The sequence below is a fragment of the Saccharopolyspora sp. NPDC002578 genome (assembly GCF_053592695.1).
In genome coordinates this window covers 86,867-113,735 of the sequence record NZ_JBSFWJ010000014.1, presented here as the reverse complement: position 1 = coordinate 113,735, position 26,869 = coordinate 86,867, and the positions used below count along the sequence as shown (strand labels likewise).

Annotated in this window: 29 protein-coding genes and 1 tRNA gene; 20 read left to right on the top strand and 10 right to left on the bottom strand. The window is 71.3% G+C overall.

Annotated elements, in window-relative coordinates; genetic code table 11:
* The first annotated feature begins 616 nt into the window (after positions 1 to 616).
* Positions 617 to 817 carry a hypothetical protein gene (locus ACWD38_RS10010; protein ID WP_184477370.1) on the top strand — a complete coding sequence of 67 codons (201 nt, stop codon included), beginning with the start codon at positions 617 to 619 and terminating at the stop codon, positions 815 to 817.
* A gap of 260 nt (positions 818 to 1,077) precedes the next feature.
* On the opposite strand, the gene ACWD38_RS10005 is transcribed toward ACWD38_RS10010, so the two are convergent.
* Complete coding sequence (locus ACWD38_RS10005) at positions 1,078 to 1,551, bottom strand: histone-like nucleoid-structuring protein Lsr2 (RefSeq protein ID WP_184477368.1); 474 nt, start codon at positions 1,549 to 1,551, stop codon at positions 1,078 to 1,080.
* Positions 1,552 to 1,952: 401 nt separating this feature from the next.
* On the opposite strand from ACWD38_RS10005, the gene ACWD38_RS10000 reads away from it, so the two are divergent.
* Positions 1,953 to 2,297 (top strand): histone-like nucleoid-structuring protein Lsr2, encoded by a 345-nt coding sequence (locus ACWD38_RS10000; RefSeq protein WP_184477366.1) that lies wholly within the window; start codon positions 1,953 to 1,955, stop codon positions 2,295 to 2,297.
* A 102-nt stretch (positions 2,298 to 2,399) separates the two neighbouring features.
* Here the strand turns inward: ACWD38_RS10000 and ACWD38_RS09995 are convergent, their stop codons facing one another.
* The gene (locus ACWD38_RS09995; RefSeq protein WP_343071207.1) at positions 2,400 to 3,302 is read right to left on the bottom strand and encodes a ribokinase; all 903 of its coding nucleotides are present in this window, start codon (positions 3,300 to 3,302) and stop codon (positions 2,400 to 2,402) included.
* A gap of 101 nt (positions 3,303 to 3,403) precedes the next feature.
* Here ACWD38_RS09995 and ACWD38_RS09990 point away from each other — a divergent pair, with 101 nt between their 5' ends.
* On the top strand, positions 3,404 to 4,486 hold the full coding sequence (locus tag ACWD38_RS09990; protein ID WP_184477362.1) for a hypothetical protein: 1,083 nt from the start codon (positions 3,404 to 3,406) through the stop codon (positions 4,484 to 4,486).
* Positions 4,487 to 4,549: 63 nt separating this feature from the next.
* Here the strand turns inward: ACWD38_RS09990 and ACWD38_RS09985 are convergent, their stop codons facing one another.
* The 4 genes from ACWD38_RS09985 to ACWD38_RS09970 form a co-directional block, all read right to left on the bottom strand.
* Positions 4,550 to 5,422 (bottom strand): spermidine synthase, encoded by an 873-nt coding sequence (locus tag ACWD38_RS09985; protein WP_184477360.1) that lies wholly within the window; start codon positions 5,420 to 5,422, stop codon positions 4,550 to 4,552.
* Between the two features lie 105 nt (positions 5,423 to 5,527).
* Positions 5,528 to 5,923 (bottom strand): adenosylmethionine decarboxylase, encoded by a 396-nt coding sequence (gene speD, locus ACWD38_RS09980; RefSeq protein ID WP_184477358.1) that lies wholly within the window; start codon positions 5,921 to 5,923, stop codon positions 5,528 to 5,530.
* Between the two features lie 100 nt (positions 5,924 to 6,023).
* Entirely contained in the window at positions 6,024 to 7,244 is a 1,221-nt protein-coding gene (locus ACWD38_RS09975; protein ID WP_184477356.1) for a type III PLP-dependent enzyme, read from the bottom strand.
* Positions 7,245 to 7,422: 178 nt separating this feature from the next.
* Positions 7,423 to 8,931: a PucR family transcriptional regulator gene (locus tag ACWD38_RS09970; RefSeq protein ID WP_450123867.1), complete on the bottom strand. Its 1,509-nt coding sequence runs from the start codon at positions 8,929 to 8,931 to the stop codon at positions 7,423 to 7,425.
* A 565-nt stretch (positions 8,932 to 9,496) separates the two neighbouring features.
* Here ACWD38_RS09970 and ACWD38_RS09965 point away from each other — a divergent pair.
* The 10 genes from ACWD38_RS09965 to ACWD38_RS09920 all read left to right on the top strand — a co-directional run bounded on the left by ACWD38_RS09965 (position 9,497) and on the right by ACWD38_RS09920 (position 19,729).
* On the top strand, positions 9,497 to 10,378 hold the full coding sequence (locus ACWD38_RS09965) for an FAD binding domain-containing protein (protein WP_184477354.1): 882 nt from the start codon (positions 9,497 to 9,499) through the stop codon (positions 10,376 to 10,378).
* Complete coding sequence (locus tag ACWD38_RS09960) at positions 10,369 to 10,842, top strand: (2Fe-2S)-binding protein (RefSeq protein ID WP_184477352.1); 474 nt, start codon at positions 10,369 to 10,371, stop codon at positions 10,840 to 10,842. The genes ACWD38_RS09965 and ACWD38_RS09960 overlap by 10 nt, the downstream gene beginning before the upstream one ends.
* Positions 10,835 to 12,214 (top strand): 8-oxoguanine deaminase, encoded by a 1,380-nt coding sequence (locus ACWD38_RS09955; RefSeq protein ID WP_450123866.1) that lies wholly within the window; start codon positions 10,835 to 10,837, stop codon positions 12,212 to 12,214. The genes ACWD38_RS09960 and ACWD38_RS09955 overlap by 8 nt, the downstream gene beginning before the upstream one ends.
* Positions 12,211 to 14,505, top strand: coding sequence for a xanthine dehydrogenase subunit D (gene pucD, locus ACWD38_RS09950; RefSeq protein WP_184477348.1), 2,295 nt, complete (start codon positions 12,211 to 12,213; stop codon positions 14,503 to 14,505). Before ACWD38_RS09955 ends, pucD begins: the two co-directional genes overlap by 4 nt.
* A gap of 102 nt (positions 14,506 to 14,607) precedes the next feature.
* A complete protein-coding gene (locus ACWD38_RS09945; RefSeq protein WP_184477346.1) occupies positions 14,608 to 15,108 on the top strand; it encodes a deaminase in 501 nt (166 codons plus the stop codon).
* Between the two features lie 260 nt (positions 15,109 to 15,368).
* Complete coding sequence (locus ACWD38_RS09940; protein ID WP_184477343.1) at positions 15,369 to 16,811, top strand: NCS2 family permease; 1,443 nt, start codon at positions 15,369 to 15,371, stop codon at positions 16,809 to 16,811.
* 361 nt (positions 16,812 to 17,172) lie between these two features.
* Complete coding sequence (locus ACWD38_RS09935) at positions 17,173 to 17,748, top strand: nucleotidyltransferase family protein (RefSeq protein WP_343071205.1); 576 nt, start codon at positions 17,173 to 17,175, stop codon at positions 17,746 to 17,748.
* 134 nt (positions 17,749 to 17,882) lie between these two features.
* Positions 17,883 to 18,188, top strand: coding sequence for a hypothetical protein (locus ACWD38_RS09930; RefSeq protein WP_184477341.1), 306 nt, complete (start codon positions 17,883 to 17,885; stop codon positions 18,186 to 18,188).
* A 100-nt stretch (positions 18,189 to 18,288) separates the two neighbouring features.
* A complete protein-coding gene (locus ACWD38_RS09925) occupies positions 18,289 to 18,912 on the top strand; it encodes a TetR/AcrR family transcriptional regulator (protein ID WP_343071204.1) in 624 nt (207 codons plus the stop codon).
* Positions 18,913 to 18,997: 85 nt separating this feature from the next.
* Complete coding sequence (locus tag ACWD38_RS09920; RefSeq protein WP_450123865.1) at positions 18,998 to 19,729, top strand: MOSC domain-containing protein; 732 nt, start codon at positions 18,998 to 19,000, stop codon at positions 19,727 to 19,729.
* 24 nt (positions 19,730 to 19,753) lie between these two features.
* Here ACWD38_RS09920 and ACWD38_RS09915 read toward each other — a convergent pair whose 3' ends face one another.
* Positions 19,754 to 19,975 carry a DUF3618 domain-containing protein gene (locus tag ACWD38_RS09915; protein ID WP_184484752.1) on the bottom strand — a complete coding sequence of 74 codons (222 nt, stop codon included), beginning with the start codon at positions 19,973 to 19,975 and terminating at the stop codon, positions 19,754 to 19,756.
* Positions 19,976 to 20,132: 157 nt separating this feature from the next.
* Here ACWD38_RS09915 and ACWD38_RS09910 point away from each other — a divergent pair.
* A tRNA-Leu gene (locus ACWD38_RS09910) sits at positions 20,133 to 20,206 on the top strand.
* Positions 20,207 to 20,328: 122 nt separating this feature from the next.
* Here ACWD38_RS09910 and ACWD38_RS09905 read toward each other — a convergent pair.
* Positions 20,329 to 20,925 carry a DUF2249 domain-containing protein gene (locus ACWD38_RS09905; RefSeq protein WP_184477335.1) on the bottom strand — a complete coding sequence of 199 codons (597 nt, stop codon included), beginning with the start codon at positions 20,923 to 20,925 and terminating at the stop codon, positions 20,329 to 20,331.
* Between the two features lie 119 nt (positions 20,926 to 21,044).
* On the opposite strand from ACWD38_RS09905, the gene ACWD38_RS09900 reads away from it, so the two are divergent.
* Genes ACWD38_RS09900 through ACWD38_RS09890 form a run of 3 tightly spaced genes read left to right on the top strand, consistent with a single transcriptional unit; the run spans position 21,045 to position 22,461 of the window.
* Positions 21,045 to 21,695: a helix-turn-helix transcriptional regulator gene (locus ACWD38_RS09900; protein ID WP_450123864.1), complete on the top strand. Its 651-nt coding sequence runs from the start codon at positions 21,045 to 21,047 to the stop codon at positions 21,693 to 21,695.
* Positions 21,696 to 21,739: 44 nt separating this feature from the next.
* Positions 21,740 to 22,114, top strand: coding sequence for a hypothetical protein (locus ACWD38_RS09895; protein WP_184484750.1), 375 nt, complete (start codon positions 21,740 to 21,742; stop codon positions 22,112 to 22,114).
* 11 nt (positions 22,115 to 22,125) lie between these two features.
* Positions 22,126 to 22,461, top strand: coding sequence for a cupin domain-containing protein (locus ACWD38_RS09890; RefSeq protein WP_184477331.1), 336 nt, complete (start codon positions 22,126 to 22,128; stop codon positions 22,459 to 22,461).
* Positions 22,462 to 22,474: 13 nt separating this feature from the next.
* On the opposite strand, the gene ACWD38_RS09885 is transcribed toward ACWD38_RS09890, so the two are convergent.
* Positions 22,475 to 23,107, bottom strand: a complete 633-nt coding sequence (locus ACWD38_RS09885; RefSeq protein ID WP_450123863.1) for a response regulator — start codon at positions 23,105 to 23,107, stop codon at positions 22,475 to 22,477.
* Entirely contained in the window at positions 23,107 to 24,309 is a 1,203-nt protein-coding gene (locus ACWD38_RS09880) for a sensor histidine kinase (RefSeq protein WP_343071203.1), read from the bottom strand. Before ACWD38_RS09880 ends, ACWD38_RS09885 begins: the two co-directional genes overlap by 1 nt.
* 180 nt (positions 24,310 to 24,489) lie before the next feature.
* Between ACWD38_RS09880 and ACWD38_RS09875 the strand changes: the two genes are divergently transcribed.
* From ACWD38_RS09875 to ACWD38_RS09865, 3 genes are read left to right on the top strand one after another with little or no spacing between them, the layout of a single operon-like run.
* The gene (locus ACWD38_RS09875) at positions 24,490 to 25,560 is read left to right on the top strand and encodes an ABC transporter permease (protein ID WP_450123868.1); all 1,071 of its coding nucleotides are present in this window, start codon (positions 24,490 to 24,492) and stop codon (positions 25,558 to 25,560) included.
* A 22-nt stretch (positions 25,561 to 25,582) separates the two neighbouring features.
* Positions 25,583 to 26,263 carry an ABC transporter ATP-binding protein gene (locus ACWD38_RS09870; protein WP_450123862.1) on the top strand — a complete coding sequence of 227 codons (681 nt, stop codon included), beginning with the start codon at positions 25,583 to 25,585 and terminating at the stop codon, positions 26,261 to 26,263.
* Positions 26,264 to 26,275: 12 nt separating this feature from the next.
* Positions 26,276 to 26,698: a DUF2871 domain-containing protein gene (locus ACWD38_RS09865; RefSeq protein ID WP_450123861.1), complete on the top strand. Its 423-nt coding sequence runs from the start codon at positions 26,276 to 26,278 to the stop codon at positions 26,696 to 26,698.
* Positions 26,699 to 26,869 lie beyond the last annotated feature (171 nt).

Here is a 26,869-nt window from a genome sequence, read left to right as displayed (position 1 = left end):
TTCTCAAAGAACACACCCACACCATCACCCACAACCCCCAACCTCAGGGCCGCGAACTCCGGGGAGTCATTTCCGTCTTTCGTTCTTGCGATGTTCCAAACTCTAGCAGGCCCGTTTTTCCGCTGTTTCAGGGGGGTCAACCTCGCGGTCACCCGCACCCCGGAACGTCGAGAAACCCGACCCGTTTAGAGTTTGTTGTTTCCAAACCCTAGCAGGCCCGATTTCCAACTGATTCAGGGGGTCAACCTCACGGCCAACCACACCGACCCAGCCAGAAAAAACCGACTTGCATTTAGAGTTTTTCACTTGAGCCACCCACACTACCAGTACTACCTGGAAGCTCAGTCAGACCCCCGCCGCACCCGGTCCGATTCGTTTTCGGCCCGTTCCGTGCTGGCAGAAAGAAATCTACATGGCCCGTGAAAGGCCCCGAACACCACCCCCCTTTAACTCGGAAACCCCAGGTCACCACCCGTCACTCGGATGGCGGCTTGTGCGCGTCCCGTCGATCGGCGGTCGGAGGACGACCTCCTTCGAGTGATCACCGTGCGTTCCGCGGGCCCGGAGGCCCGGCCGCCGGTAGCCTGCTCGCCGACAAGGAGGCAGGGGGTAAACAGTGGACTCGACACCGATCTACACCGAGTTGCAGCAGAAGCTGATCGACCCGGAGGCGAACAACTGGGGACTGAGCGCCCCACCCGAGTTCGCCGCGGCGCTGACCGAGACCGCGGAGTCATCGGCAGCCGAACCCGTGGCCGTGCAACAAGGCGACTCGGGTGGCCGCGCGAAAGGACGCAGGCACCGCGCGGCGGACTGAAGTCCCGACTCGTTCCGCGCGCGGGGGAGGCGTCAGCGGCCGACGAGGCCCGGACTCGGCATCGATCCGACCCGGAACATGAAGAACCGCATCGCGGATGACCACGATGCGGTTCTTTTGCGTTCGGCGCCGGCCCGGTGGAGACGTCCTTCCCATCCGGACCGCTCGGCGGCCGGATCGCCGCCGCCTCTCGCCCGGGACGACTTCTTCCGCTCGCGCGGTACCGGGACCAGTGGGCCGCCGGGACCGCCGCGACGGGATCAGTCCACGGCGGACGAGAATTGCGGCAACGACACCGAAGGAACAGCGGCGTCGTGGCGATCTTCCAGCGATTCGGAACGTTGCTCGGAGATCGGCGGCTCGAGCACGGGGTGTTCGAGCGGCGTGGCGGGCTCTTCGGGAGCCGATTCGGCCGCGGGTTCCGGATCCTGCTGCTTGCTGACCCGATCCTTGCTCCGTTGCGCGGCGCCGCGAATCTGCTCGGTCAGCTGCCGGTTCGCCTGCCGGGCATCCCGTTCGTCCCGTTCCTGGCGCTTGGCGGCGGCGGCCGTCTGCTCCCGCTCCGGAGCGCGCGCACGCTCGATGTAACGAGCGAAGACTCCGCGCAGGCGCTGCGCGTGCCGTTCACTCAAGTCGATTTCGTAGGTCACACCGTCCAGCGCAAAAGTGACGGTCTGCTGGGCTGGCGACCCGTCTATGTCGTCGACGAGTTCGACCTGAATCCGCTCGGCCATGATCACCTGTCTCGGGAACGTGCCCCGTCTCGATCCGCGACACCTTGCAGGCGAGACTCCTGCGACCCTGACCCACGTTGTAGCACGCGGCATCGCTGTTGTCTCGCGTCAACGATAGAACAGCACCACCGGCGGTTGAGAACCGCCGTGCGGGGGCACCGTCGACCCACGATGCCGGGTCACCGGGGGAACCACCCGCGACCCACCGTAGCCGATCGACAGCGAAATCGAGAAAGTAATGTGCCACACAACGACCGACTCCACATCGATCGGACCCCGGTAGCAGTGCTCACCAGACCCAGGGTGGCACATTTTCGCAACAACGGTTTATTGTTCTGACCGTTCTTCGTACGCTCTTGCACGAAGGCCAGCAATAACGAACCGGAATCGAGGGTTTTCCAGTGGCGCAGAAGGTCACCGTGCAGCTCGTCGACGACGTCGACGGGTCGGAAGCAGAGTCGACGGTCGAGTTCAGCCTCGACGGGGTCGACTACACCATCGACCTGTCCTCGGACAACGCCGCCAAACTGCGGGACTCGCTGGCGTCGTACGTCTCCAGCGCACGCCGGACGGGTGGCCGCAAGCGCGCCGCAGGCAAGGCCAGCAAGGCCGCGGCCGCGCCCACGGCGGCCGACCGCGAACGCAACCAGGCCATTCGGGAATGGGCCCGGGAGCAGGGCATGCAGGTGTCGGATCGGGGACGCATTCCCTCGGAGATCGTGGACGCCTACGACAAGGCCAAGTGAGTCGATCGGGATGTCGCGCGGCGTCGTCCACGCGAGACCGGACATTTTCCGGCCTGATCGCATCGACGCCTCGCGACATTCCCGTTCCGCCATCCGCAGCACTCACCGTTCGGCGGCGCGGAACTCGCTGATCTCCTGATCGGTCGGCATCGCCGCCATGGCGCCGTGGCGTCCCACCGCCAGCGCCGACGCGGCCGAGGCCCGTTCCAGTGCCTGCCTGATCTCGCCGCCCGCCGCGCGCGTGGCCGCGAGAACTCCGACGAACGTGTCGCCCGCCGCCGTCGTGTCCACCGCCCGCACCGGATGCGCGGGCACCTCCACGATCTCGCCCGCCCGATTCCCGTAGAGCGATCCGGCGGCACCGAGCGTGATGACGACCTCCGGCACCAGATTCAGCAATTCCCGCAACGCTTCGCGCGCATCAGCGGAACCCGTGAGTACCGCGGCCTCGTGTTCGTTGGGCACCAGCATGTCCACGTTCGAGAGCAACGCCGCCGGCAGTTCCGCCGCCGGGGCCGGCGTGAGAATCACCGGAACGCCCGCTTCCCCGGCTGCCACCGCGGCCGATTCGACCCCGGTGAACGGGATCTCCAGCTGCAACAACAGCGCCCCGCAACCCGCGATGAGTTCCGCGTCCCCCGGGGCGAGCGAATCCACGCTCGCATTGGCTCCCGGCACCACGACGATCGCGTTTCCGCCGTCGTCGTCGACGACGATATGCGCGGTGCCGCTGTTTCCGGTCACCGTGCGCAACCCGTCGGTATTCACACCGTATTCGGTCAATGCCGCCCGGAGCCGCTCCCCCAGTTCATCATCGCCGACCGCGCCGATGAACCGCGTGGGCGCACCCGCACGGGCCGCGGCGACCGCCTGATTCGCCCCTTTTCCTCCCGGTGCCGTCCGGAATTCGCGTCCCAGCACGGTTTCCCCGCGCCGAGGTGCGATTCCGGTATAGGCCACCAGATCCATATTGCAACTGCCGAACACCGCCACCGTCGTCGTCACCCGGCCCATGATCCCCGATGAGCCGCGGCGACACAGGCGGCTCACCGCGGCGGGCGGCACGTAACATGCCGTGCATCCAGGGAAGGAGAGGGCGAGCAGCGGTGGAATACGTGGTGACGGCGGAACTCGAACCGCCGGTGACGGCGCAGGGGCTCGACGAGCTGCAGCAGCAGGGCGTGGTGGCGCTGCTGGATCGCAGGCTCGCGCTCGTGGAAGGGGTCACCGGCCCGGATCAGGCCGACATCGACGTGCTGGACTACCGGATCTCGCCGAGCGCGGACCGCGCCACCGTGGTGCTCGTGCTGGACGCGCCGTCCCTGGTGTCCGCGGAATGGGCGGCGGCGACCGTGCTCGACGAGCTGCTCGGCGAGATCGAGCTGCTCAGCGGCTGGTCGGTGGCGGATTCGAAGGTGCGCATCACCGAGGACGAGTTCAACTTGAGCCTGGCCGCGGCGGACGTGCGCACCCCCGACGACTCCAGCGCGCTGGAAGCGGCCGTGGAGGAGGCGTTGGAGTCCTCCGCGGGGGAGCCCGCGCTGGAGACCGAGCACTGGCGGGAGACGCTGCTGGAGTGCGCGCCGCGGCTGCGCGCGTTCGGCGCGGACGCGTTCGCCGCCGACGGCGCGAGCGACTCAGCGGCACGACTGGCGGCGGGGGCGCTGATCCACGCGGTGTGGGTGGTGACCGACGAGATCTTCTACGACGAGCTGTCGCTGTCGATCAACAACGCCACGGTGGACGAGGCGCAGGGGCTGCTGGTGCTGGAGGAGCTGCCGCCCTGCTACGACGACCGCTACGACTCGGCGTTCGCCCGCGCGTTCCTGCTGGCGTCGGCGGCGGTGGCGACGCGGCTCTCGGAGCAGGTGTGGACGCCGCCCCGGTGCGTCGCCGAGGCGTTGGCGCTGCGGCTGATGATGCACGAGGCGCAGGTGCTGCTGGAGGCCGCGGGGCTGCTGGAGTGGGCGCAGAGCACGCCGATCTTCGCGAAGTTCACCGCCGCCGCGTTCACCGACACCTCCCACGAGGAGCTCTACGAGGTCGACATCCGGCTCGACGAGAACTCCGCCGAGCCGCTGCTGTCCGAGCTGGAGACGGGTCTGCGGGACCGGGGGCTCTCGTTCGACCAGTGGTTCGGCAAGCGCGACGGTGCTCCCGGCCTGCACCCGTACCTGCAGTTCCTCTGAGCTGCGGACAGCGGAAAGCCCGCCGGATCGCGTGATCCGGCGGGCTTTCCGGCACCGTGCGGGTCAGTCCTGGTTGCGCACCGAGAACGGCGGCACCGTGCAGCCGATGAGGCTGGCGTCGTCGATGGTGCGCGGCTGGTACTCGCTGTTGGGCAGGTTCTCCAGCATGAGGTTCGTCGGGTCGTCGACCGGTTCGGCGCGGCCGAACAGGAACGCCCACTCGTGCTCGTCGGAACCGAAGTAGGTGACCGACTCGAACACCGAGCGGAACCGGTTGTAGGAGCGGATCAGCGTCTCGTTGCGCCACACCGTGGGGCAGCCTGCTTGGAACGCGACCACGCCGCCGGGCGCGAGGACCGTCTGGCAGCGCTGCAGGAACTCCAGGCCGTAGAGCCGGTTGTGCTGGCCGTCGGCGTCGTCGGCGCGCTCGTCGGGCAGGTCCACGACGACCAGGTCGTAGCCTTCCGGCGGGGCCTGGTCGAGGAAGCCGATGCCGTCGGCGTAGTGCAGGGTGATCGGGCCGTCACCGCGTTCCAGCTCGGGCAGTTCCGCGCTGGTGTAGCCGTAGGGCAGGTGTTCGGCGCAGATCCGGACGCATTCCTCGTCGATGTCCACGTGGTCGACCCGGGTCGCCCCGGCGGCCACCGCCAGCTGGCTGGCGACGCCTTCGCTGGAACCGATGATGAGCACCCGGTCCAGGTTCGCGGCCAGCAGGAATCCGGGGACCAGCATGGCCTCGTGGTAGACCAGCTGGGAGAACTCGGTGCTCTGCCGGTCGTCGTCGCAGAACAGGGAGACGCCCTGCGAGGTGCGGCCGATGAGCACGTGCTGGTAGGCGGTGTCGCCTTCCCACACCACCTCGTCGACCCGCCACAGCCGCCGCATGTCGGCGCCCAGGGGCTCGCTGACCCAGCTCTGCCCGTCGATTTCGATCAACGGTGCTCCTCCTCGAAATGTCGCCCTGGATGGGCGGAAGAACGCACTTGAGTGTCCATTGTGGAGGGAATCCCGCCGGCCCGCGTCCGCGAGCCGGCGGGCCGGTCACGACACCAGTTCGGGGTCGAGTCCCCGGCGGATCGTGCGGGTGTTCACCGAACCGGGCCGCAGGGCCTCCGCCAGCAGCTCGACCGCGCGTTCCGGCTGCGCCGTGTTCCCGCAGGTGAACACATCGATGAAAATCGATCCCACTTCAGGGTAAGTGTGCAGCGACGCGTGGGATTCCGACAGCAATGCCAGCACGGTGACGCCTTGCGGCTCGAACCGTTCGGCGATCACTTGGCACACCGTGGCCTGCGAGCGGCTCAACGCGCTGTGCAAGGTGTCCCGCAGGAACTGCTCGTCGTCGAGCAGCTCCGCGTCCACGCCGTCGAGCTCGGCGAGCACGTGCTGCCCGGTGAACAGACCGACGGGTTGCAGGGTTCCGGCATCAATCGACATCTATCGACCTCCCAACATTTCGCAGATTTCGCTGAGAACGTTCTTGTTCGCACCGGCTTGGGCACTCGACCGCTGCGGCAGATCCGGCCCGCCGCAGCGGTCAGGATCGCTCGTGCCCGTCGATGCAGTAGGTCGGCAGCGGCGGGAAACCGTTGAAGCCGACCGAGGCGTAGCTGGCCGTGTAGGCACCGGCGCTGAGCAGATCGACGGTGTCGCCCGCGCCCAGCGTCAACGGCAGCTCGTAGCGGGTGTGCTGGTAGATCACGTCGTCGCCGTCGCACGTCGGCCCGGCGAGCACGACCGGGCCGGTCGGGTCACCGTCGCGGGAGGTGCGCAGCCGGTAGGTGATCGCTTCGCCCTCGGTTTCGGCGAGCCCGTTGTAGCGGCCCACGTCGAGGTAGATCCAACGGCGGTCGCTGCCCGTCTCGGGGGTGGCGAGCACGACTTCGCTGCGCAGCACTCCCGCGTCGCCGACGAGGCGGCGGCCGGGTTCGACGAGCAGTTCCGGGCGTTCGTCGCCGAATTCGCGGTCCAGCGCCTGCTCGATGCGGCGGGCGTAGTCCTGCAGCGGCGGCGCGGAGTCGGTGTAGTGCGCGGGAAGTCCGCCGCCGAGGTTCACCATGCGCGGCCGCACGCCGTGCTCGGCGGCGCCGCGGAACACCTCGTTCGCGGCGCGGAGCCCGTGTTCCCACGCGGTGGCGTCGTGCTGCTGCGATCCGATGTGGAACGACACGCCGTAGGGGTCCAGGCCGAGCTCGGCCGCGCGGACCAGCAGGTGCACCGCGGTTTCCGGCGGACAGCCGAACTTCCGGCCGAACGGGGTGCGGGATCCCTTGTTGTCCACCAGGACGCGGCAGAAGACCCGCGCGCCGGGCGCGGCTTCGGCGATCGCGGTGAGGTCGGCGTCGCTGTCGGTGGCGAACAGCCGCACGCCCTGCTCGTGGGCTCGGGCGATGTCGGCGCGCTTCTTGATGGTGTTGCCGTAGGAGATCGAGCCGGGTTCGGCGCCGTGGGCCAGGCAGAGGTCGATCTCGCCGGGGCTGGCCACGTCGAACGAGGAACCGAGTTCCGCGAGCGCGGCGACGACCTCGGGCATGGGATTGGCCTTGACCGCGTAGCAGATGCGCGCGTCCGGCAGTGCGGCTCGCAGTTGCGCGTAGCGTTCGCGAACCGCCGTCAGGTCCATCACCAGGCAGGGTGTGCCGGGTACCGCGCGATCCAGGAAGTCCTGGACGCGTTCAGCGGAACGTGCCGCGGTTCCGGCGACGTTTCCGTCGCTCGGGCGGTCCGTCACACCGGTGGTGGCGGACTGATCGGTCAATCCCGTTACCTCCGTGTTCTGCGCGGCCTCGCGTGGGGTTCACCGTCGGACCACCTCGCGGGCGGCCGAGTGCCGACCAAGCACGGTACCGGTCAACGCAGTGGATTACGAACCGATCGGGTGAAACCACCAGGGCTGCGAAGTCGAGTGTGACTACTCCCACGACGGCGGGGGGCGGTTACGACGGCCGGTCGTCGATGAGTTGCAGTGCGAGGTGGAAATCCACCCGCGCGGAGAGATTTCCCAGTTCTCGTCCGGTGATCTGTTCGATCCGGCCGATCCGGTAGCGCAACGTGTTCACGTGCAGGTGCAATCGCGCCGCGCAGCGCGACCACGAACCGGAACATTCCAGGAACACGCGCAAGGTGCGCAGCAGATCCGTGGCGTGCGCCTCGTCGTAGCCGATGAGCGGGCCCAGCAGCTTGTCCCGGTAGGACCGGCGCAACTCCTCCGGAACCGACGCCAGCAGCACCTCGTGCGAAGCCAGCGCGTCCGCCGTCACCACCGACGACCGCGGATCGTGCTCGGCGAGCCGCCGGGCGTGCCCCGCCTCCTCCACCGCGGAGCGCAACCCGTCGGCCGTGCCGATGTCGCTGATCCCGGCGCACAACCGGACCTCGCCCCCGGCGAGCGCGGCGAACTCGCGGAACCGGTCCGGCAACGCCGACAGCTGCCCCTCGTCGTCGGCGAACACGGCCGCCGCGGCCTCCCCCAGCGGCGCGGCCACCGACGGAAGGCCCGTCGTGGCCGCGAGCTCGCGCAGCACGGTGGCGGCCAAGGCCGAACCCGCCGTCGCACCCCGCTCCGGGCGCACCACCGACAGCTGCACGACTCGCAACGGCTCCCCCGCGGGGAGACCTACCGTGTCCAGGCGGGCCGCCACCTCCACCGCGCTCGACGTGCCGTCGAGCAGCCTGCGCAGCGCCGACTCCACGGAACGACCGGCGATGCTGCGGGCCTGGTCGACGCGGCTGCGCACCAACGCGACCACGGTGGCCAGCTCCGCCAGCGCCGCCGGCGGCACCGCCGACTCGCGCACCACGACGAACCACTGCGCGACGCGCGGATCGGTGCCGTCACCGACCGCGTGGAACCGGTGGTCGCCGCGCGACGTGCGGACCGACCCGGACGTGGCGCTCGACTCGTGCAAGCCGTGCACGAACTCCTCGTGCGCTGGCGCGCCGGGCGGCCCGGCGAGCACCGCACCGGCGCCCGAGACCACCCAGCAGCCCGTGCCGAGCTCGGCCGCCGCCAGCTCCAGCACCTCGTCCAGGTCCGCGCCCGCGGCGAGCGCCGACACCCACTCCCGGCCCGCCGCCCGGTGCGCGGCCATGACGCGCTCCGACAAGGTGCCGAAGCTCAACGCCACCGGGACCTCCACCAGCGACATCCCGTGCCGCCGGCAGGCCTCGACGAGATCGGGCGGAGTGCTGCCGAGCCACGCGGTGCCCGCCGCGATCGCCGCCACGCCCGCATCGGCGAGCGCGGCGACGAACTCCGCCGAATCCGCCGGTCCGGTGCGCCACATCAAGCCGGTGAGCACCAGCTCGCCGCCGCGCAGGTAGCGGCGCGGGTCGAGGAGGTCGGTGATGTAGACGCCGCGCACCTCCCGGTCGGCCGGGCCGGTGAGCAGCGTCAGGCCCAGACCGGGGTCGGCGACCAGTTCGCTCAGCTGCACGCCGCTCACTCTGCACCCCCGCGACGCCCACCGGGAGCCCCGGGCAGCGGCGGAGCGAGTGAACGGACCGTTCGACCAATCCCCTTGGACGAACGGTCCGTTCACCCACATCCGGCATCTCCCGCCGCGCCGCTCGGGTGGCGGGGCGTGTCCGGGTGAACGGACCGTTCGTCCAACCCCGCTGGACGAACGGTCCGTTCACTCGGAACCGGACGCGGCGGGGTTTCGGGTGAGCGGACCGTTTGACCAATCCCGTTGGACGGACGGGCCGTTCACTCGAAACCGGGCGCTCGCGGCCCGCCTCCGTGGAGCCGCGGACGTGCGGGCGGGGTTGTTGGACGGACGGGCCGTTCACTCAGGTCGGGGTGCGTTCACGGCGGGGTGATCTTCGGGTGGGCGTTCGTAGGAACGTACGAACGGGGTGGGGTCACCCGTCCGGCATTTCGGGTTTTCCACCGCTGGTCAACGACCGTTCACCGGTTGTGTACTGGAGCGACGACCCGCCGGCGGGTGCCGCGAGTGATGTGGCGCTCGGCGACTCGGTCGAGACGAACCCCGACAGAGAGAAGGCGCCGTGGACTTCCTGCGTCCGACCTCGTGGCGCGAGGCCCTGGAGATCAGGGCGGCCCGCCCGGAGGCGACCGTGCTGGCCGGCGGCACCGACGTGCTCGTGGAGGTCAACTTCGGGCACCGCCGCCCGGAAGCCCTGCTTGACCTCACGAACGTCACCGAGCACCAGGGCTGGTCCGAGGCCGACGGGACGGTGCGCATCGGCGCGGGCCTGCCCTACGCGCGGCTGATCGACGAACTGGGCGACCGGCTGCCGGGTCTCGCGATGGCGGCCCGGACGGTGGGCTCACCGCAGATCCGCAACCGGGGCACGCTCGGCGGCAACCTCGGTTCGGCCTCCCCTGCCGGGGACGGGCATCCGGCGTTGCTGGCTTCGGACGCGCTGGTCGAGGTGGCGTCCGTGCGCGGAACGCGGTTGCTGCCGATCACCGAGTTCTTCACCGGTGTGAAGCGCAGCGCGCTCGCGGCCGACGAGCTGATCGCGGCGGTGCACCTCGCGCCGGCGTCGGGGCCGCAGCAGTTCGCGAAGGTCGGCACCCGCAACGCGATGGTGATCGCGGTGTGCACGTTCGCGATCGCGTTGCACCCGGAGCAGCGCCGCGTCGGCACCGGTGTGGGTTCGGCGGCGCCCACCCCGTTCCGGGCGACGGCCGCCGAGGACTTCCTCACCGCCGAACTCATCGGCACCGGTCAGTGGGAGCGCCCCCGCGCGCTGCCGGAGCTGGCCGCGAACCGGTTCGGCGAACTCGTCGCGGCAGCGGCGAGGCCCATCGACGACGTGCGCGGCACCGCCGACTACCGGCGGCACGCGCTGGGCGTGCTGGCCCGGCGCACGGTGCACCGCGTGTGGGACGACCACCGCACCAGGAGGCGGCAATGCGCGTGAACTTCACCGTCAACGGCCGGGCGCAGCAGGCCGACAACGTGTGGGAAGGCGAGAGCCTGCTCTACGTGCTGCGGGAGCGGCTCGGGCTGCCGGGCTCGAAGAACGCCTGCGAACAGGGCGAATGCGGTTCGTGCACGGTCACCTTGGACGGTGTCGCGGTGTGCGCGTGCCTGGTCGCGGCGGGCCAGGTGGAGGGCCGCGAGGTGGGCACCGTGGAGGGCCTCGCCGACGGGGACCGGCTCAGCGACGTGCAGCAGGCGTTCCTCGACGCGGGCGCCGTGCAGTGCGGTTTCTGCACGCCGGGGCTGCTGGTGCAGGCGACGGACCTGCTGGACAAGCAGGCCGAGCCCTCCGACGTGGAGATCCGGGAGGCGCTGGCGGGCAACCTGTGCCGCTGCACCGGCTACGAGAAGATCATGGACGCGGTGCGGCTGGCCGCCCGGCGGAAGTCCGGTCATGCCTGAGCCCACCCGGTTCGTGCTCGACGGTGCCGCGATCGCCACCGTCGACGGCGCGGAGCACGCCGAAGGCCACGTCGTCGTCGAAGGCGACCGGATCGTCGAGGTCGCTCCCGGCCGGGCCGATCCGTCGCGCGGCGAGCGGATCGACGTGAGCGGCTGCCTGATCACTCCGGGCCTGGTCAACACCCATCACCACCTGTACCAGTGGGCGACGCGCGGCTACGCGCCCGATTCGCCGTTGTTCGACTGGCTGACGCGGCTCTACCCGGTGTGGGCGGGGCTGGCCCAGGACGGCACGCACGCGGCGGCCGCTGCCGGGCTGGCCAGGCTGGCGTTGTCCGGGGCGACCACGGTCGCCGACCACCACTACGTCTTCCCCCGCGACGGGGGCGACGTGTTCGGCGCCGTCGTCGCGGCCGCCGGGAGCATCGGGCTGCGGCTGCACGCGGTGCGCGGCTCGATGGACCGGGGCCGCTCCCGCGGCGGGCTGCCGCCGGATTCCCTGGTGGAGGACGTGGACGCGGCGCTGGCCGGGACCGATGCGGCGATCAGCCGGTTCCACGACCCGTCCCCCGGTTCGGCGGTGCGGGTCGCGGTCGGCCCGTGTTCGCCGTTCAGCGTCAGCGAGCGGCTGATGCGGGAGAGCGCGGAGCTGGCGCGGGCTCGCGGGGTGCGGCTGCACACCCACCTCGCGGAGACCGCCGACGAGCAGCGGCAGTGCCTCGCCGAGTTCGGCCGCACGCCGGTGGAGCACGCCGACGAGCTGGGCTGGCTGGGGCCGGACGTGTGGCTCGCGCACACCGTGCACCTGGCGGAGTCGGCGATCGCGCGGCTCGCCGAGACGGGCACCGGTTCCGCGCACTGCCCCAGTTCCAACGGGCGGTTGGGCGCGGGCGTCGCGCCGGTGCGCGCGCTGCTGGACGCGGGCGTGCCGGTGGGTCTCGGAGTGGACGGTGTCGCCTCGAACGAGGCGGGCGGGCTCGGCGAGGAGATGCGCCAGGCGTTGCTCACGGCCCGCGCCCGGTACGGCCCGGAGGCGCTGTCGGTGCGGGAGGCGCTGTTCGCCGCCACCCTCGGCGGCGCGCGCTGCCTGGGCAGGCAGGACGAGATCGGCTCGCTGCGGCCCGGCAAGCTCGCCGACCTCGCGGTGTGGCGGCTCGACGGGCTCGGGCACGCGGGGATCGACGACCCGGTCGCGGCGCTCGTGCTGGGCCCGCTGCCGCCGCTGCGGCTGCTGCTGTGCGGTGGGCGCGGCGTCGTCCAGGACGACCTGCTGACCTCGGTGTCCGAAGTGGACTTGGCGCGCGATCTGCGCGCCGCGAGCACCGGTATCCGCGCACGATTCGAACGACTCCACGGGGAGGTGGCCCGATGAGCGGCCCGACGCGCACTCCGCAGGACCTCGACACCGGCATCGCGGGCGGCATCGGGGAATCCCCGCTGCGCCCGGACGGCACGTTGAAGGTCCGCGGCGAATTCGCCTACTCCTCCGACCTGTGGGCGGAGGACATGCTGTGGGGCGCGACGCTGCGCAGCCCGCACCCGCACGCGCGGATCACGTCGATCGACGTGGCCGCGGCGCTGCGGCTGCCCGGCGTGCACGCGGTGCTCACCGCCGCCGACGTGCCCGGCGCCAACCGCTACGGCCTCAAGGCGCAGGACCAGCCGGTGCTGGCCGAGGACGTGGTGCGCTACCGGGGTGAGGCGGTCGCGCTGATCGCCGCCGACCACCCCGAGACGGCCCGCCGGGCGCTGGAGCGCGTCGAAGTGGGCTACGAGGTGCTCTCCCCCATCACCAACGCGGAGCTCGCCGCGCACGACGAGACGCTGCCGAAGCTGCACCCGGACGGCAACGTGGTGCGCCACCAGGTGATCCGCAAGGGCGACCCGGAGGCCGCGGCCGACGTCGTGGTCTCCGGCGTCTACACCGTGGGCATGCAGGACCAGGCGTTCCTCGGCCCCGAATCGGGTCTCGCACTGCCCGCGGAGGACGGCGGCGTCGACCTGTACCTGGCGACGCAGGACCTGCATTCCGACCTCAGGCAGACCGCGGCCGCGCTGGGGCTGCCGCCGGAGAAGGTGCGGATGACGCTGTCCGGGGTCGGCGGCGCGTTCGGCGGCCGGGAGGACCTGTCCATCCAGGTGCACGTGTGCCTGCTGGCGCTGCGCACCGGGAGGCCGGTGAAGATGGTCTACGGCCGGGAGGAGTCCTTCTACGGCCACGTGCACCGGCATCCGGCGAAGATGTACTACGAGCACGGCGCGACGCGTGACGGCGAGCTCGTGTACGTGAAGGCGCGGCAGTACTTCGACGGCGGCGCCTACGCGTCGAAGACCCCGGTCGTGGTGGGCAACGCGTCCACGCTCGGCGTCGGCCCGTACCGGGTGCCGAACGTCGACCTCGAATCCTGGGGCCTGTACACGAACAACCCGCCGTGCGGGGCGATGCGCGGGCTAGGCGCGGTGCAGCCGACCTTCGCCTACGAGTCGCAGATGGACAAGCTCGCCGCCGCGCTCGGCGCGGACCCGGCGGACCTGCGGATCCGCAACGCCGTGGCGCAGGGCGACGAGATCCCGACCGGGCAGTCGCTGGACTTCCCGGCGCCGGTGGCCGAACTGCTGCAGCGGCTCAAGGCGATCCCGCTGCCGCCGCGGCGGGAGAGCAGCGACATCCGCGACCTGCCCGGCGGTGCCTCCAACACGACGCACGGCGAGGGCGTGGTGCGCGGCGTCGGCTACGGCGTGACGATCAAGAACATCTGCTACTCCGAAGGTGCCGACGACTACTCCACGGCGCGGGTGCGGCTCGAACTCATCGGCGGTGAACCGGTCGCCGAGGTGCACACCGCGGCCGCCGAAGTCGGGCAGGGCCTCGTCACGGTGCAGCAGCAGATCGCCCGCACCGAGCTCGGCGTCGAACGCGTCACCATCCACCCCAACGACACGTCCGTCGGTGCCGCCGGATCCAGCTCCGCGTCCCGGCAGACCTACGTCACCGGTGGAGCGGTGCAGACGGCTTGCGCCGCCGTGCGGGACGCGGTGCTGCACCGGGCCGCGGAACTGCACGGAGTCGCACCGGCCGCGCTGACGCTGCAAGGCGGCAAGATCATGTCCGCGACCGCGGGCGTGCTCGCCGACCTCACCGAGATCCTCGGCGACGGCCCCATCGAGCTGACCAGGGAATACCACCACCGGCAGACGTTCCCGATGGACGAGAACGGGGCCAGCGACATGGTCCAGGTGCAGCACGCGTTCTCCGCGCACCGCGCCATCGTCGACGTCGACACCGAACTCGGCCTGGTCAAGGTGGTCCGGCTGGACTGCGTGCAGGACGTGGGCAAAGCCGTGAACCCGGACGCCGTCATCGGCCAGATCCAAGGCGGCAGCGCCCAAGGGCTCGGCCTCGCCGTGATGGAGGAGATCCAGGTCTCCGGCGGCGAGATGCGCAACGCGTCGTTCACCGACTACCTCATCCCCACCATCCTCGACATGCCACCGATGGAGATCGACATCATCGAGCGCGGCGACCCGAACGCGCCCTACGGCGTGCGCGGCGTCGGCGAGCCGCCGACGATCTCCACCACTCCCGCCGTGGTCGCCGCGATCCGCGCCGCCACCGGCAAACCGCTCACCCACGTGCCGGTAGCACCGCACCACATCATCTGAGCCCGGCCGTCCCCGGACGGCGATCCCGTCCGGCGGCCCGCTCCCGGAGCACCCCGGAATCGGCGATGCCCGCTGATTCCCCGACACGGCTGGAGATTCCACGTGCCCACCGAAACCGACTCCCCCGGCGTCGCCGCGACCGAGGCCCGCTGGGTCGCGACGGCGGTCGACCTGGCCACCGGCAGCGTCGACGACGGCGGCGGCCCCTTCGGCGCCCTCGTGCTGCGCGACGACCGGCTCATCGCCACCGGCACCAACCTCGTCACCTCCGACCTGGACCCCACCGCGCACGCCGAGGTGTCCGCCATCCGCCGCGCCTGCACGGAGCTCGGCACCTTCGACCTCACCGGCTGCGTGCTGGTCAGCTCCTGCGAACCGTGCCCGATGTGCCTCGGCGCCGCGTTGTGGTCGCGGGTGGACCGCGTCGTCTACGCCGCCGACCGGGAGGACGCCGCGCGCGGCGGGTTCGACGACCGCGCGTTCCACGACCTGTTCCGCAACCCCGACCAGCCCTGGCCGACCGCCGTGCGGCAGGTCGAACTCACCGAGCGCACCGCGCCGTTCGACCGGTGGCTCGCCAAGCCCGACCGCGTCGACTACTGAGCCCCACCTGAATTTCCCGGCGATACCGGGACTTCTCACCGCAGCAGCCTTTTCTCGCCGTTCTCGCAAGAACGGCCGGTGATCCGGGCTTCGCCGCCTACCCGAGCCGAAGCCCGTCGGCCCGACGACACGTCGGCCCCGATCCGAACCCGAACGCCGCACCCGAATCGGGTGCCGACCTCCCCTGCCTGAATCCCACCCGCGCACCCGGCGCACTCACAGCTCGCGAGTGCCCGCGACCTCGCGCGCCCGGAGGCCCCATGTCCGGCAAGCAGCCCACCGCACTCGACCGGCCGCACCTGCTCGACCGCTACTTCCGCATCACCGCCCGCGGCTCCACGCTGAGCCGGGAGATCCGCGGCGGCGTCACCACGTTCGTCGCGATGTCCTACATCGTGCTGCTCAACCCGCTGATCCTCGGCGCCGCCGCCGACAGCACCGGCGCCACGCTCACCACCACCCAGCTCACCACCGCGACCGCGCTATCGGCCGGAGTGATGACGGTCCTGATGGGCGTCGTCGGCAACGCTCCGCTGGCGATGGCCGCCGGACTCGGCGTGATCCCCGTCGTGGCGTTCACCATCGCCCCCGCCATGACCTGGGCGCAGGCGTTCGGGCTCGTCGTTCTCGAAGGGCTCGCGATCGTGGTGCTCGCGGCCAGCGGAGTGCGGCAACGCATCATCCGCGCCATCCCCGAACCCCTGAAGGTCGCGCTGACCGTGGGCATCGGGCTCTACATCGCCCTCGTCGGACTCGTCAGCGCCGGCTTCGTCACCCGCAAACCCGACGCGGCCGACACCACCGTGCCCGTGCAGCTCGGCACCGGCGGGCACCTGTCCGGATGGCCGGTCGCGCTGTTCTGCGTCACGGTGCTCCTGATGATCGTGCTGGTCACCCGGCAGGTGCCCGGCGCGATCCTGATCAGCATCGCGACCGGCACCGCGCTGTCGCTCGCCGTGCAGGCGCTGTGGCCGCTGCCCGCGCAGCAGTGGGGCGTGGTCACCCCGGAACTGCCCGACAGCCTCGTCTCCGCGCCGGACCTCAGCCTGATCGGGCACGTCGACCTGTTCGGCGGGTTCGGCACCGCCGGAGCCGTGGCGTGCGCGGCGTTCCTGTTCACCCTCATCCTGTCCGGGTTCTTCGACGCCATGGGCACCATCACCAGCGTCAGCCGCGAAGCCGGGCTCAGCTCCCCCGACGGCGACGGCACCGACGTGCCCGGCATGGGGCGCATCCTCGTCGTCGACGGCATCGGGGCCGTCGCGGGCGGGCTCAGCGGGAGCTCGCCGAACACCGTGTTCCTCGAATCCGCGGCCGGCGTCGGCGAAGGCGCGCGCACCGGATTCGCCAGCGTCGTCACCGGCGTCCTGTTCGCCGCCACCACCCTGTTCACCCCGCTCGCCGCGGTGGTGCCCGCGCAGGCCGCCGCTCCGGCACTGGTGCTCGTGGGCGGGATGATGATGGCGCAGTGCAGGCACATCCCGTGGCAGGACCAGAGCTACGTGCTGCCGGTGTTCCTCACCGTCGCGGTCATCCCGTTCACGTACTCGATCACCAACGGCATCGGCGCCGGGCTCATCGCCTACTGCGCGATCCGGGTCTGCCAAGGGAAGGCGCGCGAGCTCGGTGCACTGCTGATCGCGCTGGCCGCGGTGTTCGCCCTGTACTTCGGCATCACCGGCATCGAAGCCCTCTTCGCCTGACCCGCTCCCCGGAGTGAACGGCCCGTCCGTCCAACCGGATTGGACGAACGATCCGCTCACCCCACCACGAACCCCCACCCCGCCACCGCCGGATCGAAGTGAACGGCCCGTCCGTCCAACGGGATTGGTCAGACGGTCCGCTCACCCCGATCCAGTCGCCGCTGCCACCGGGGAAACCGGGGCGAGTGAACGGACCGTTCGTCCAAGGGGATTGGTCAGACGGTCCGCTCACCCCGATCCAGTCGCCGCTGCCACCGGGGAAACCGGGGCGAGTGAACGGACCGTTCGTCCAAGGGGATTGGGCGAACGGTCCGTTCACTTCATCGGCTTCGCCTGGGGTGCGGGTGGGTAGGGTCGGGGGGTGCGGGTTGCGGGGGTGGTGCTGGCGGCGGGTGCGGGGCGGCGGTTCGGGAAGCCGAAGGCGCTCGTGGACTACCGGGGCACTCTGCTGGTGGACCGGGCGGCGCGCGTGCTCACCGAGGGTGGCTGCGCGCCGGTGCTCGTCGTGCTCGGCGCGGCGGAGGCCGAAGTGCGGGCGCGGGCCGAGCTCCGCGACGTCGCGGTGGTGTCCAATCCGGACTGGAACAGCGGGATGGGTTCCTCGTTCCGAGCCGGTCTCGCCGCTCTCGCAGCCGAACCGGAGGACGTCGCCGCGGCGCTGGTGCTGCCCGTGGACATGCCCGGTGTGACCGCGGAAGCGGTGCGCCGGGTCGCCGCGCACGCCGCTCCCGACGCGCTCGCCGCCGCCTCGCTCGAGCAACGCCGCAGTCACCCGGTGTTATTGGGCCGTGCGCACTGGCGAGGGGCCGCGGCGGACGCGGTCGGAGATGCGGGTGCGCGCCGTTACCTTCGTGATCATGCCGTCACCCTGGTGAGGTGCGACGGCGTCTCGGAAGGTTTCGATATCGACCGTCCCGCAGACCTCGACAGCGGCTAACCCGTAGAGTCGTCTGTCACGCGTGAGGTGGCGCCGAGCGACACCGTCCGCGGCTGCGACGCCGGCCAGGCAGGCGCGCCAACCCGGGCGGTGCACGCGTCACCGGGACGCAACAGCGCCGACGGGGAGGCAACATGGCAATGGGACACATCACCGCCAACTACGTGCCGGACGGCGATGACTGGTCGGTGACCGTTTCGACCGGGCAGAACACCCGCACCGCCCGCGCACCGGGCCTCATCGCCGCCAGGGATCAGGCGGATCAGCTCATCGAGCACTTGGCGCCGAACCCGAGCGGCCGGGTCGTGATCCACCTGCTCAACGGGGACGGATTCGCGTTCAGCACCGCGTACCTGCAGGCCCGGCACGGCCTGTCCGACGAAGCGACCCGGCAGGCCGCTGCCGCCGCCGACACCGCCAGCGCGCACGCCGCCAGATGACCCCGCCACCGGGGCGGAACACCGCGCCCGGGAACGGAGGAAAACCCGACAAGTTCGGCGAGAACCACGCAGCCCGCACCCTCTCTCTAGGATGGTCGCCGTGAACGCACCGACCAGCAGCTTGCCCGACGGGACCAGCCGGTCCCCCGGACGTGGCCGGCCACGGGACGCCACACGGGACACCGCCCTGCGCACCGCAGCGATGGAAGTGCTCGCCGACGTCGGCTACCGCGCCCTGACCATGGACGCGGTGGCCGCCCGCGCCCGCGCGGGCAAGGCCACGATCTACCGGCGTTGGGAATCGAAGCTCGACCTGGTCATCGACACCTGCAACGAGCTGGTGCAGCGCAACATCCCGGAGCCGGACCTGGGCAGCGTGCCCGCCGATCTCGGCGAGTTCCTGCGCGCGTTCGCCGCGTTCCTCACGGGCCCGGCGGGCAAGGCGGCGCAGGCGCTGGTCGGCGAGCTCCCGCACGAGCGCGAACTGGCCGACGCCTTCCGCGAGTCCTTCCTGCTGCCGCAGCGCAACGTGCTGCGCCGCATCGTGGAACGCGGCGTGGAGCGCGGTGAGATCAGCCCGCAGGCACCGATGGACACCGTGGTCGAGCTCGCCGGGGCAGCCCTGCTGCACCGGTTGATGCTCACCGGCGAACCGCTGGACGACCGGTTCGTGGACCGGCTGCTGCAGGACGCGCTGCTGCCGCTGCTGCGCCGCGACGGCTGAACCGCAACCTCTTCGGAGGCGGAAAATCGCTCGCGTAGCGCGATACCCTGAACACGGATCGTGACCGGAACGAGCGGAGGTCGCCGTGCTGCGAGGAACCATCGCCGAGCTGTACCGGTGGCCGGTGAAGTCGCTGCGCGGCGAGTCGGTTCCCGCCGCCCGCTTCGACGATCGCGGGATGGCGGGGGATCGCGCGCACGTGCTCGTCGACGAGCGGGCGAAGCGCGCCGGGTCGGTGCTCACCGTGCGGCAGAACCCGGCGCTGCTGCACTGGTCGGGGGCCTACGGGGCGGACGTCAGCGATCCGGCGGGGGAACCTGCGCTGCACGGGCCGGACGGCTCGGCGTGGAAGTGGGACGACCCGGAGCTGCCGGGGGCGCTCGCCGATTCGCTGGGCATTCCGCTGAGCCTGCGCAGCGAGGACGGCAACCAGGACCGGGGTCCGACGGTGCTCGTCACCTTGCAGGCCACTGTGGACGCGTTGAGCGCGGACATGGGCGAACGGGTCGACCTGCTGCGGTTCCGGCCGAACGTGCACCTGGATCTCGACGTGGCGCCGTTCGCCGAACTCGGCTGGGGGCCGGGGACGACCCTCGCCACCGGGGACTTGACGCTGGAGATCGTCGGCCCGAACTCGGGGGCCTGCGTGCGCTGCGCCGTGCCCAGCTGGGACGCCGGTGGCCGGAAGCGCTGGAAGGAACTGCAGAGCCGGCTGATCGAACGCTACGACAACGAGTTCGGCACCATCATGCGCGTCACCCGAGGCGGCACGGCTCGGCGCGGCGAAGCCGCGGTCGTGCGCCCAGCAGGGTCATGACCCCGCGGACGCACGCCGCGCGGCTCAGCGGAAGATCTTGCGCACCACGATGACGGCGACCAGCGCGCCGACACCGATCATCGCGTAGCGCACCCTCGGATCGTTCAACTTGTCCTGCACGCTGGCCTTACCGGACTCCACGAACCGCTTCGGGTCCGCCTTGGTGCTCAACTCGTCCAGTGTCACGGCCAGCGAGTCACGAGCTTTCTCGATGTCGCGCTGAATGGCGTCCGGATCACGAGCCACGCCGTCCTCCTCCATGTTCACCTGGCTGGTGACACCGTAGATCACACGCTCCGCCGGGACCCACCGACCATTCCCTGAGTCGAGGCACGCATCGCGCACCGAACCACCCGGCCGGGGACACAACGGACATCACCACCCGTTAGGCTGGTCCGCACTGGGGGCCGTAGCCCAATTGGCAGAGGCACTAGGTTTAGGTCCTAGCCAGTGCGGGTTCGAGTCCCGCCGGCCTCACCGATGTCGACGCTCGGCGTCGTCTCGTTCCGCCTCCGCACCGTCGAACGGCGCTCACTCGTTCACCGCCGATCCGGGACAGGCGACCACTTCTGGGCTCGCCCGCGGACCGCGCGTCCGGATCAGCGGTCGGAGTGGGTGAGGCCTTCGATGGTGAGGGCTTTGCGGCGCTGGTGGACCGTCAGGTAGCGGAGCCCGGACTCCCCGGCGAGGAACTCGCGGCGGGAGCGCTTCGGCAGCCAGAGCAGCGCTCCGGGGGCGAGGTCGACGTCGCCGCCTTCGGTGCGCAGCGTTCCCGTTCCGTGCAGCACGTGGATCAGCACGTCCAGGTCGGGCCCGGCGTGCGCGTCGATCTTCTCGCCCGCGGGCAGCTGGATGACGTTGGAGTCCAGGTCGCGCTCGCGGACCGGCAGCGCCCACACCGCACCCGCCGCGTCGGGGTCACCGCCCAGTTCGCCGGTGTCGCAGAGGATCCGGGGCAGCGGCGTCGAGTGCAGCCTGCCGATGCGCACGCGCCACTCCCGCGGCCCTTCGGCGACGTACTCCCAGCTGAAGCCGCCGGGGAAGTCCGCGTCGAACTCGCCGCGCAGGGGCCTCGGGTCGTGGTCGTTGATCAGGACGAACGCCTCACCCGGGGCGAGCGCGGTGAAGGCGCCGAAGATCGCGGGGTGCTTCTGCGGCTTCGGCAGCTCGCGGACGTCGAGCTCCTGCTCGGGCATGAGGCCTCCTGGACCTGTTTCCACAACGATCGATTGTATAAACTCTACGGCCAGGATCGACGGCGAAGCCAGGGCGCCTCCCCGGCGCGCGCTCACGGCCACCACGCGAGGAGATCGTCATGGGCGGGAACTCGACCCCGGCACCGTCCGGGCGGCGGCGGGAAGTGCTGGCGCTGCTGCGGGAATCCCGCGCGACGTGGGACATCACCGCGCTCGCGCGGCGGCTCCAGGTGCACCCGAACACGGTCCGGTTCCACTTGGACGCCCTGGTCGGCGCCGGGCAGGTCGAACGCGTCGACGCGCGGCGCTCCGGCCCGGGCAGGCCGCCGCTGCTGTTCCGGGCCAAACCGGGCATGGACCCGGCCGGGCCGCGCGAGTACCGGCTGCTCGCGGGCATCCTCGTCGACGAGGTCGCGCAGGCCCCCGATCCGGTGCGCAGCGCGGGTGAGGCCGGGCGGCGCTGGGGCGCACGGCTGGCCGGTGACACCCCCCGCCCCAGCCGACGGGACGCCGTCGAGCACCTGACCGGGTTGCTCGACGAACTCGGGTTCCGGCCGGAGCCGCGCGCGGAGGGTGCGGAGATCGGGCTGCGGCACTGCCCCTTCCTCGAACTCGCCGAGCAGCATCGGCAGGTCGTGTGCCAAGTGCACCTCGGGCTCATTCAGGGCGTCACCGCGGCGATGGGCGCCCCCGTGACCGTCGACCGGCTCGACGCGTTCGTGGAACCCGACCTGTGCGTGGCGCACCTCGCCCCCGAGGAGCGGGGTTGACCGCGTGGGCGGTCGCGGTGGCCGTGACCTTCACCTGGATCGGCATGGTGCTCGCGATCTCGTTCGTGGAGGCCCCGCTGAAGTTCCGCGCGCCCGGCGTGACGGTGCCGATCGGACTGGGCATCGGGCGGTTGGTGTTCCGCGCGCTCAACGCCGTCGAGCTCGTGTTCGCGCTGGTCCTGCTGAGCGGCTTCGCCGCGCGGACGCCGCCGGTCGCCGCCGGGATCGCGTCGGGAGTCGCCGTGGCGGCGCTGGCGGCGCAGCTGCTGCTTGTGCGGCCCGTGCTGGGCCGGCGCACGCGCGCCGTGCTCGCCGGGCAGGAGCCGCCGCGCTCGCCCGCCCACCTCGCCTACGTCGCCCTGGAGTTCGGCAAGCTGGTCGCGCTGCTGACCGGCGGCGTCCTGCTGCTCACGTCCTGAAGGAGAAACCGTTGGCCACGACCTCGCTCACCGAACTCGCCGCCGAACGGCTCTCGGCCGCCCGGCGGTCCCGCGCCGGACGGGCCACCAGCACCGTCCACGGTGGATCGGAGCACGCGTTGCGGCAGGTGCTGCTCGCGCTCACCGCGGGCAGCGCGCTCGCCGACCACGAAAGCCCCGGCGAAGCCACGTTGCAGGTGCTGCAGGGTTCGGTCCGGCTCACCACCGAGTCCGATTCCCTCGCGGCGGCGGAAGGTGATCACCTCACGCTGCCACGCGAGCGGCACGGCCTCGCCGCGGTCAGCGACGCCGTCGTGCTGCTGACCGTCATCGCGCCCACCTCGTGACGCGGGCGGCGCGCTACCGGCGGATGAGGCCGCGGTCGACGGCCACGGCCACCGCCGCGGTGCGGGAGTCCACGCCGAGCTTGCCGTAGATGTGCACCAGGTGGGACTTCACCGTGGCCTGGCTGAGGAACAGCTGCTTGCTGATCCGCTGGTTCGACAGGCCGTCCGCGACGAGCTCCAGCACTTCCGTTTCGCGGCGGCTCAGCGCGGTGCCGGGCGTGCGCATCCGATCCATCAAGCGGTGCGCGATGGTCGGCGCCAGCGCGGACTGGCCCGCGGCGGCGGTGCGCACGGCCGCCGCCAACTCCTCCGGGGGCGCGTCCTTGAGCAGGTATCCGGTGGCGCCCGCTTCGACGGCGGCGAGGATGTCGGCGTCGGTGTCGTAGGTGGTCAGCACCAGCACGCGGGGCGCGTCCGGCAGCGCGGTGATCGCGGCCGTCGCGTCCGAGCCGTGCATGCCCGCGCCGAACTGGAGGTCCATCAGCACCACGTCGACCTGTTCGGTGCCGGCGAGTTCGACGGCGCGTTCGGCGCTGACGGCCTCGGCGACGACCTCGAAGTCCGGTTCGGTGTCGAGCACGGCGCGCAGGCCGGTGCGCACCACCGGGTGGTCGTCGGCGAGCAGCAACCGGATGATCCCGCTCATCACGCGTCCCCTTCCGTCACGGGCCTGCGCGGGAAGCTCACCGCGAGCGCGGTGCCCTGCCCCGGCGAGGACTCCACGCTCAACGTGCCACCGAGCGCGCGGGCCCGCGCCCGCATCGCGGCCAGGCCGAAGCCGCCGTCGATGCGCCCGGCGCCGGACTCCGCCGCCGGGTCGAACCCGATGCCGTCGTCGACCAGGTCGAGCGCGACCCGGGTGTCCATGTAGGTCAGCGTCATCTCCGCCGCCGCCGCTCGCGCGTGCCGGACGGTGTTGGCCAGCGCGGACTGCGCGATCCGCAGCAGCGCCACCTCGAACGGGGTGGGGATCGCGGCCGGTTCGCCGTCCAGGTGGAACCGGACCGCGGCCCCCGAGTGGGCCGAGGTGGTGGCGCACAACCGTTCCAGCGCCGCCGGCAGCGACCCGCCTTCCAGGTCGGGCGGGGTCAGGGCGTGCACGAAGCGCCGGGCCTCCGCCAAGTTGTCCTGCGCCTCCCCGCGCGCCCGCAGCACGTGGTCCGCGGCCAGGTCGGGCTGCTCGGGCAGGGCGCGCTCGGCGGCGCGCAGCAGCAGCTGGATGCTGGAGAGGCCCTGCGCGAGGGTGTCGTGGATCTCCTTGGCCAGCCGCTCCCGCTCCGCGAGCACGCCCGCGGAGCGCTCGGCCACGGCGAGGTCGTGGCGGGCCGCGGTGAGCTCCTCGATCAACTCGCGGCGCTGCTCGCTCTCCCGGTACAGGGCCTGGTAGCCGAGCACGACGGCCACGGCGACGGCCGCGCCGAGTGCGGGACCGAGGGCCGCCGCCGGGGTGAAACCGCCCTGGTGCCAGGCGAAACCGGCGATCGCGAACACCGTCGTGACCAGCACCACCGGCAGCCCCGAACGGTCCGGCAGCAGGTGCAGCTGCAGGAAGAACAGCGGGAACGCCAGCCACACGCCGTCCGGGGTGAGCCACAGCAGCACCAGCCACACCGCGCCGAGCACGCCGAGCCACGCCGCCGCGGCCCACTTCGACCGGCTCACCCGAGGCAGCAGCGGGCCCGCCGCGTACACGGCGGCCAGCACGGTGGCCGCGGCGATCACCGCTGCGGGACGCGGTAGCTCGTTGGTCACGGCGTGCACCGCGGCCAGCACGAGCAGCCCCGCCATCAGCAGATGCAGGCACAGGCGCAACGCGCGCAGCGGTCGGGTGAGCGTCAAGGGGTCCACGGTTTTTCCAGGCTACGTCCTGGTCAGGGCGGTGCATCGATCGAAAGGTTGATTCGCGCCCGCACCTTTCGACACCGCGGAGCCGATCCGCGGCGCGATGTTCCGAGGCGCTTCCCGGACGAGTGTTGATGCCGTGCCGGGCAGGAACCCGGCCGGAACGTGAGAGAAAGGCACTCGACCGTGTTCGTCGCCACCAGAGATCTCCGGTTCGCGAAGGGGCGGTTCGCCCTGATGGGGACCGTCATCATCCTGATGACCCTGCTCGTCGGACTGCTGTCCGGCCTCACCGCGGGCCTGGGCCGGGAGAGCACCTCGGCCATCACCGACCTGCCCGCCGACCACGTGGTGTTCTCCGCGCCGTCGGAAGGCCAGGAGCCGACCTTCACCGAGTCCGAAGTGGACCAGCAGCAGTGGCGCCAGTGGCGCGACGTGCCCGGCGTGCACGGCGCGGACCCGCTGGGCATCGCCACCGCCAAGGCGCAGTCCGGCACGAACAGCACCGCGCTGGCCACCTTCGGCGTCGAGCGTGGCTCCGCCCTGGTGCCCGAAGGCGGGAACGTCGGCCCCGGCGAGGTCGTGCTCTCCGAAGGAGCGGCCGACGACCTCAACGTCGGCAGCGGGGACTCCATCACCGTGTCCGGGCAGGACATGCGCGTGACCGCCGTGTCCGGCGACGCCTCCTACAGCCACAACCCCGTCGTGTGGACGAGCCTCGCCGACTGGCAGCGGCTCTCGCCCGGAACCGAGCAGAAGGCGACCGTGATCGCGCTCAACAGCGACGACGGCGCCGACCTCGCGGCGGCCGACGCGCAGCTGCGCACCAGCACCACCACCACGTCCGGCGCGCTGTCGGCGATCAGCTCGTACAGCTCGGAGAACGGGTCGCTGCAACTGATGCAGGCCTTCCTGTTCGCGATCTCCGCGCTGGTCATCGGCGCCTTCTTCACCGTGTGGACCATCCAGCGCAGCGGGGACATCGCGGTGCTCAAGGCCCTCGGCGCCACCACCCGCTACCTGCTGCGCGACGCCCTCGGACAAGCCGTCGTGCTGCTCGTCGGCGGCACCGCCATCGGCACCGGCATCGCCGCCGCGATCGGCGCGGTCGCCGTGGGCACCGTCCCGTTCGTGCTGGAAGTCGGCACCGTGCTGCTGCCCGCCGCCGTGATGATCGTGCTCGGCGCGCTCGGCGCGGCGCTGTCGGTCCGCCGCATCACCGCGGTCGATCCGCTGACCGCCCTGTCCACCCGCTGATCACCCGAGCCAGGAGCCAGTCATGAGTTTGCAGTTGCGCGACATCACCCTCACCTACCCCGACGGCGATTCCCGGCTCACCGCCGTGGACCACGCCGACCTGGACGTGCCCGCCGGTTCGGTGACGGCCGTGATCGGCCCGTCCGGTTCGGGCAAGTCCAGCCTGCTCGCCGTCGCCGCCGCGCTCGTCACCCCCGACTCCGGCCGGGTCGTCGTGGACGGCACCACCGTCACCGGCATGAACCAGGCGCAGATGACCGCGGTGCGGCGGGAGAAGATCGGCATCATCTTCCAGCAGCCGAACCTCATCGCGTCGCTGACCGCGGCCGAGCAGTTGCAGGTCATGGCGCACCTCGACGGGCGCTCGGCGCGGGACGCGCGGGACCGCGCGGTGGAACTGCTGGACGCGGTGGGCCTGTCCGACAAGAAGGACCGCAGGCCGCACCAGCTCTCCGGTGGGCAGCGGCAGCGCATCAACATCGCCCGCGCGCTCATGAACGACCCGGCGGTGCTGCTCGTCGACGAGCCGACCAGCGCTCTCGACCACGATCGCGGGGCCGCCGTGATCGACCTGATCACCACGCTGACCCACCGCCGCGCCACCGCGACCGTGCTGGTCACCCACGACACCACTCACCTCAGCGGGGTGGACCAGGTCGCCGAGGTCTTCGACGGCCGGGTCCGCGTCCCCGCGGCGAACTGACAGGACACGACCATGAGGAAGAGCTACTTCGCCGCGGTGATCTACACGGTGCTCGGCCTGCTGGCCGGGGTGTACTACCGCGAGCTGACCAAAGCGCAGGAATTCGTCGGTGACACGCAGCTCTCGGTGCTGCACACCCACCTGCTCGTGCTCGGCACGCTGGTGTTCCTGCTGGTGCTGCTGTTCGAGCGGGTCGCCGGGCTGTCCCGCAGCAGGTGGTTCGGCTGGTTCTTCTGGACCTACAACGCCGGGATGCTGGTCACCGTCGGCGGCATGGCGGTCAACGGCACCATGACCGTGCTCGGCGAGCCGACCGGCGCCGCGCTCGCCGGCATCTCAGGGCTCGGCCACATCCTGCTGACCATCGGCCTGGTGTCCCTGTTCACGGCGATCCACCGCACCCTGCCGGCACCGCAGCACCCCCAACGGCGCTGACCCCACCGGAGTGAACGGACCGTCCGTCCAATCCCGTTGGACGAACGGTCCGTTCACCCGGAACGCTCCCGCAGCGCCCGAAGCACGGCGCGGCATCTGGAGATGAGTGAACGGACCGTCCGTCCAATCCGGTTGGGCAAACGGTCCGCTCACTCGGAAACCGAACCCGCC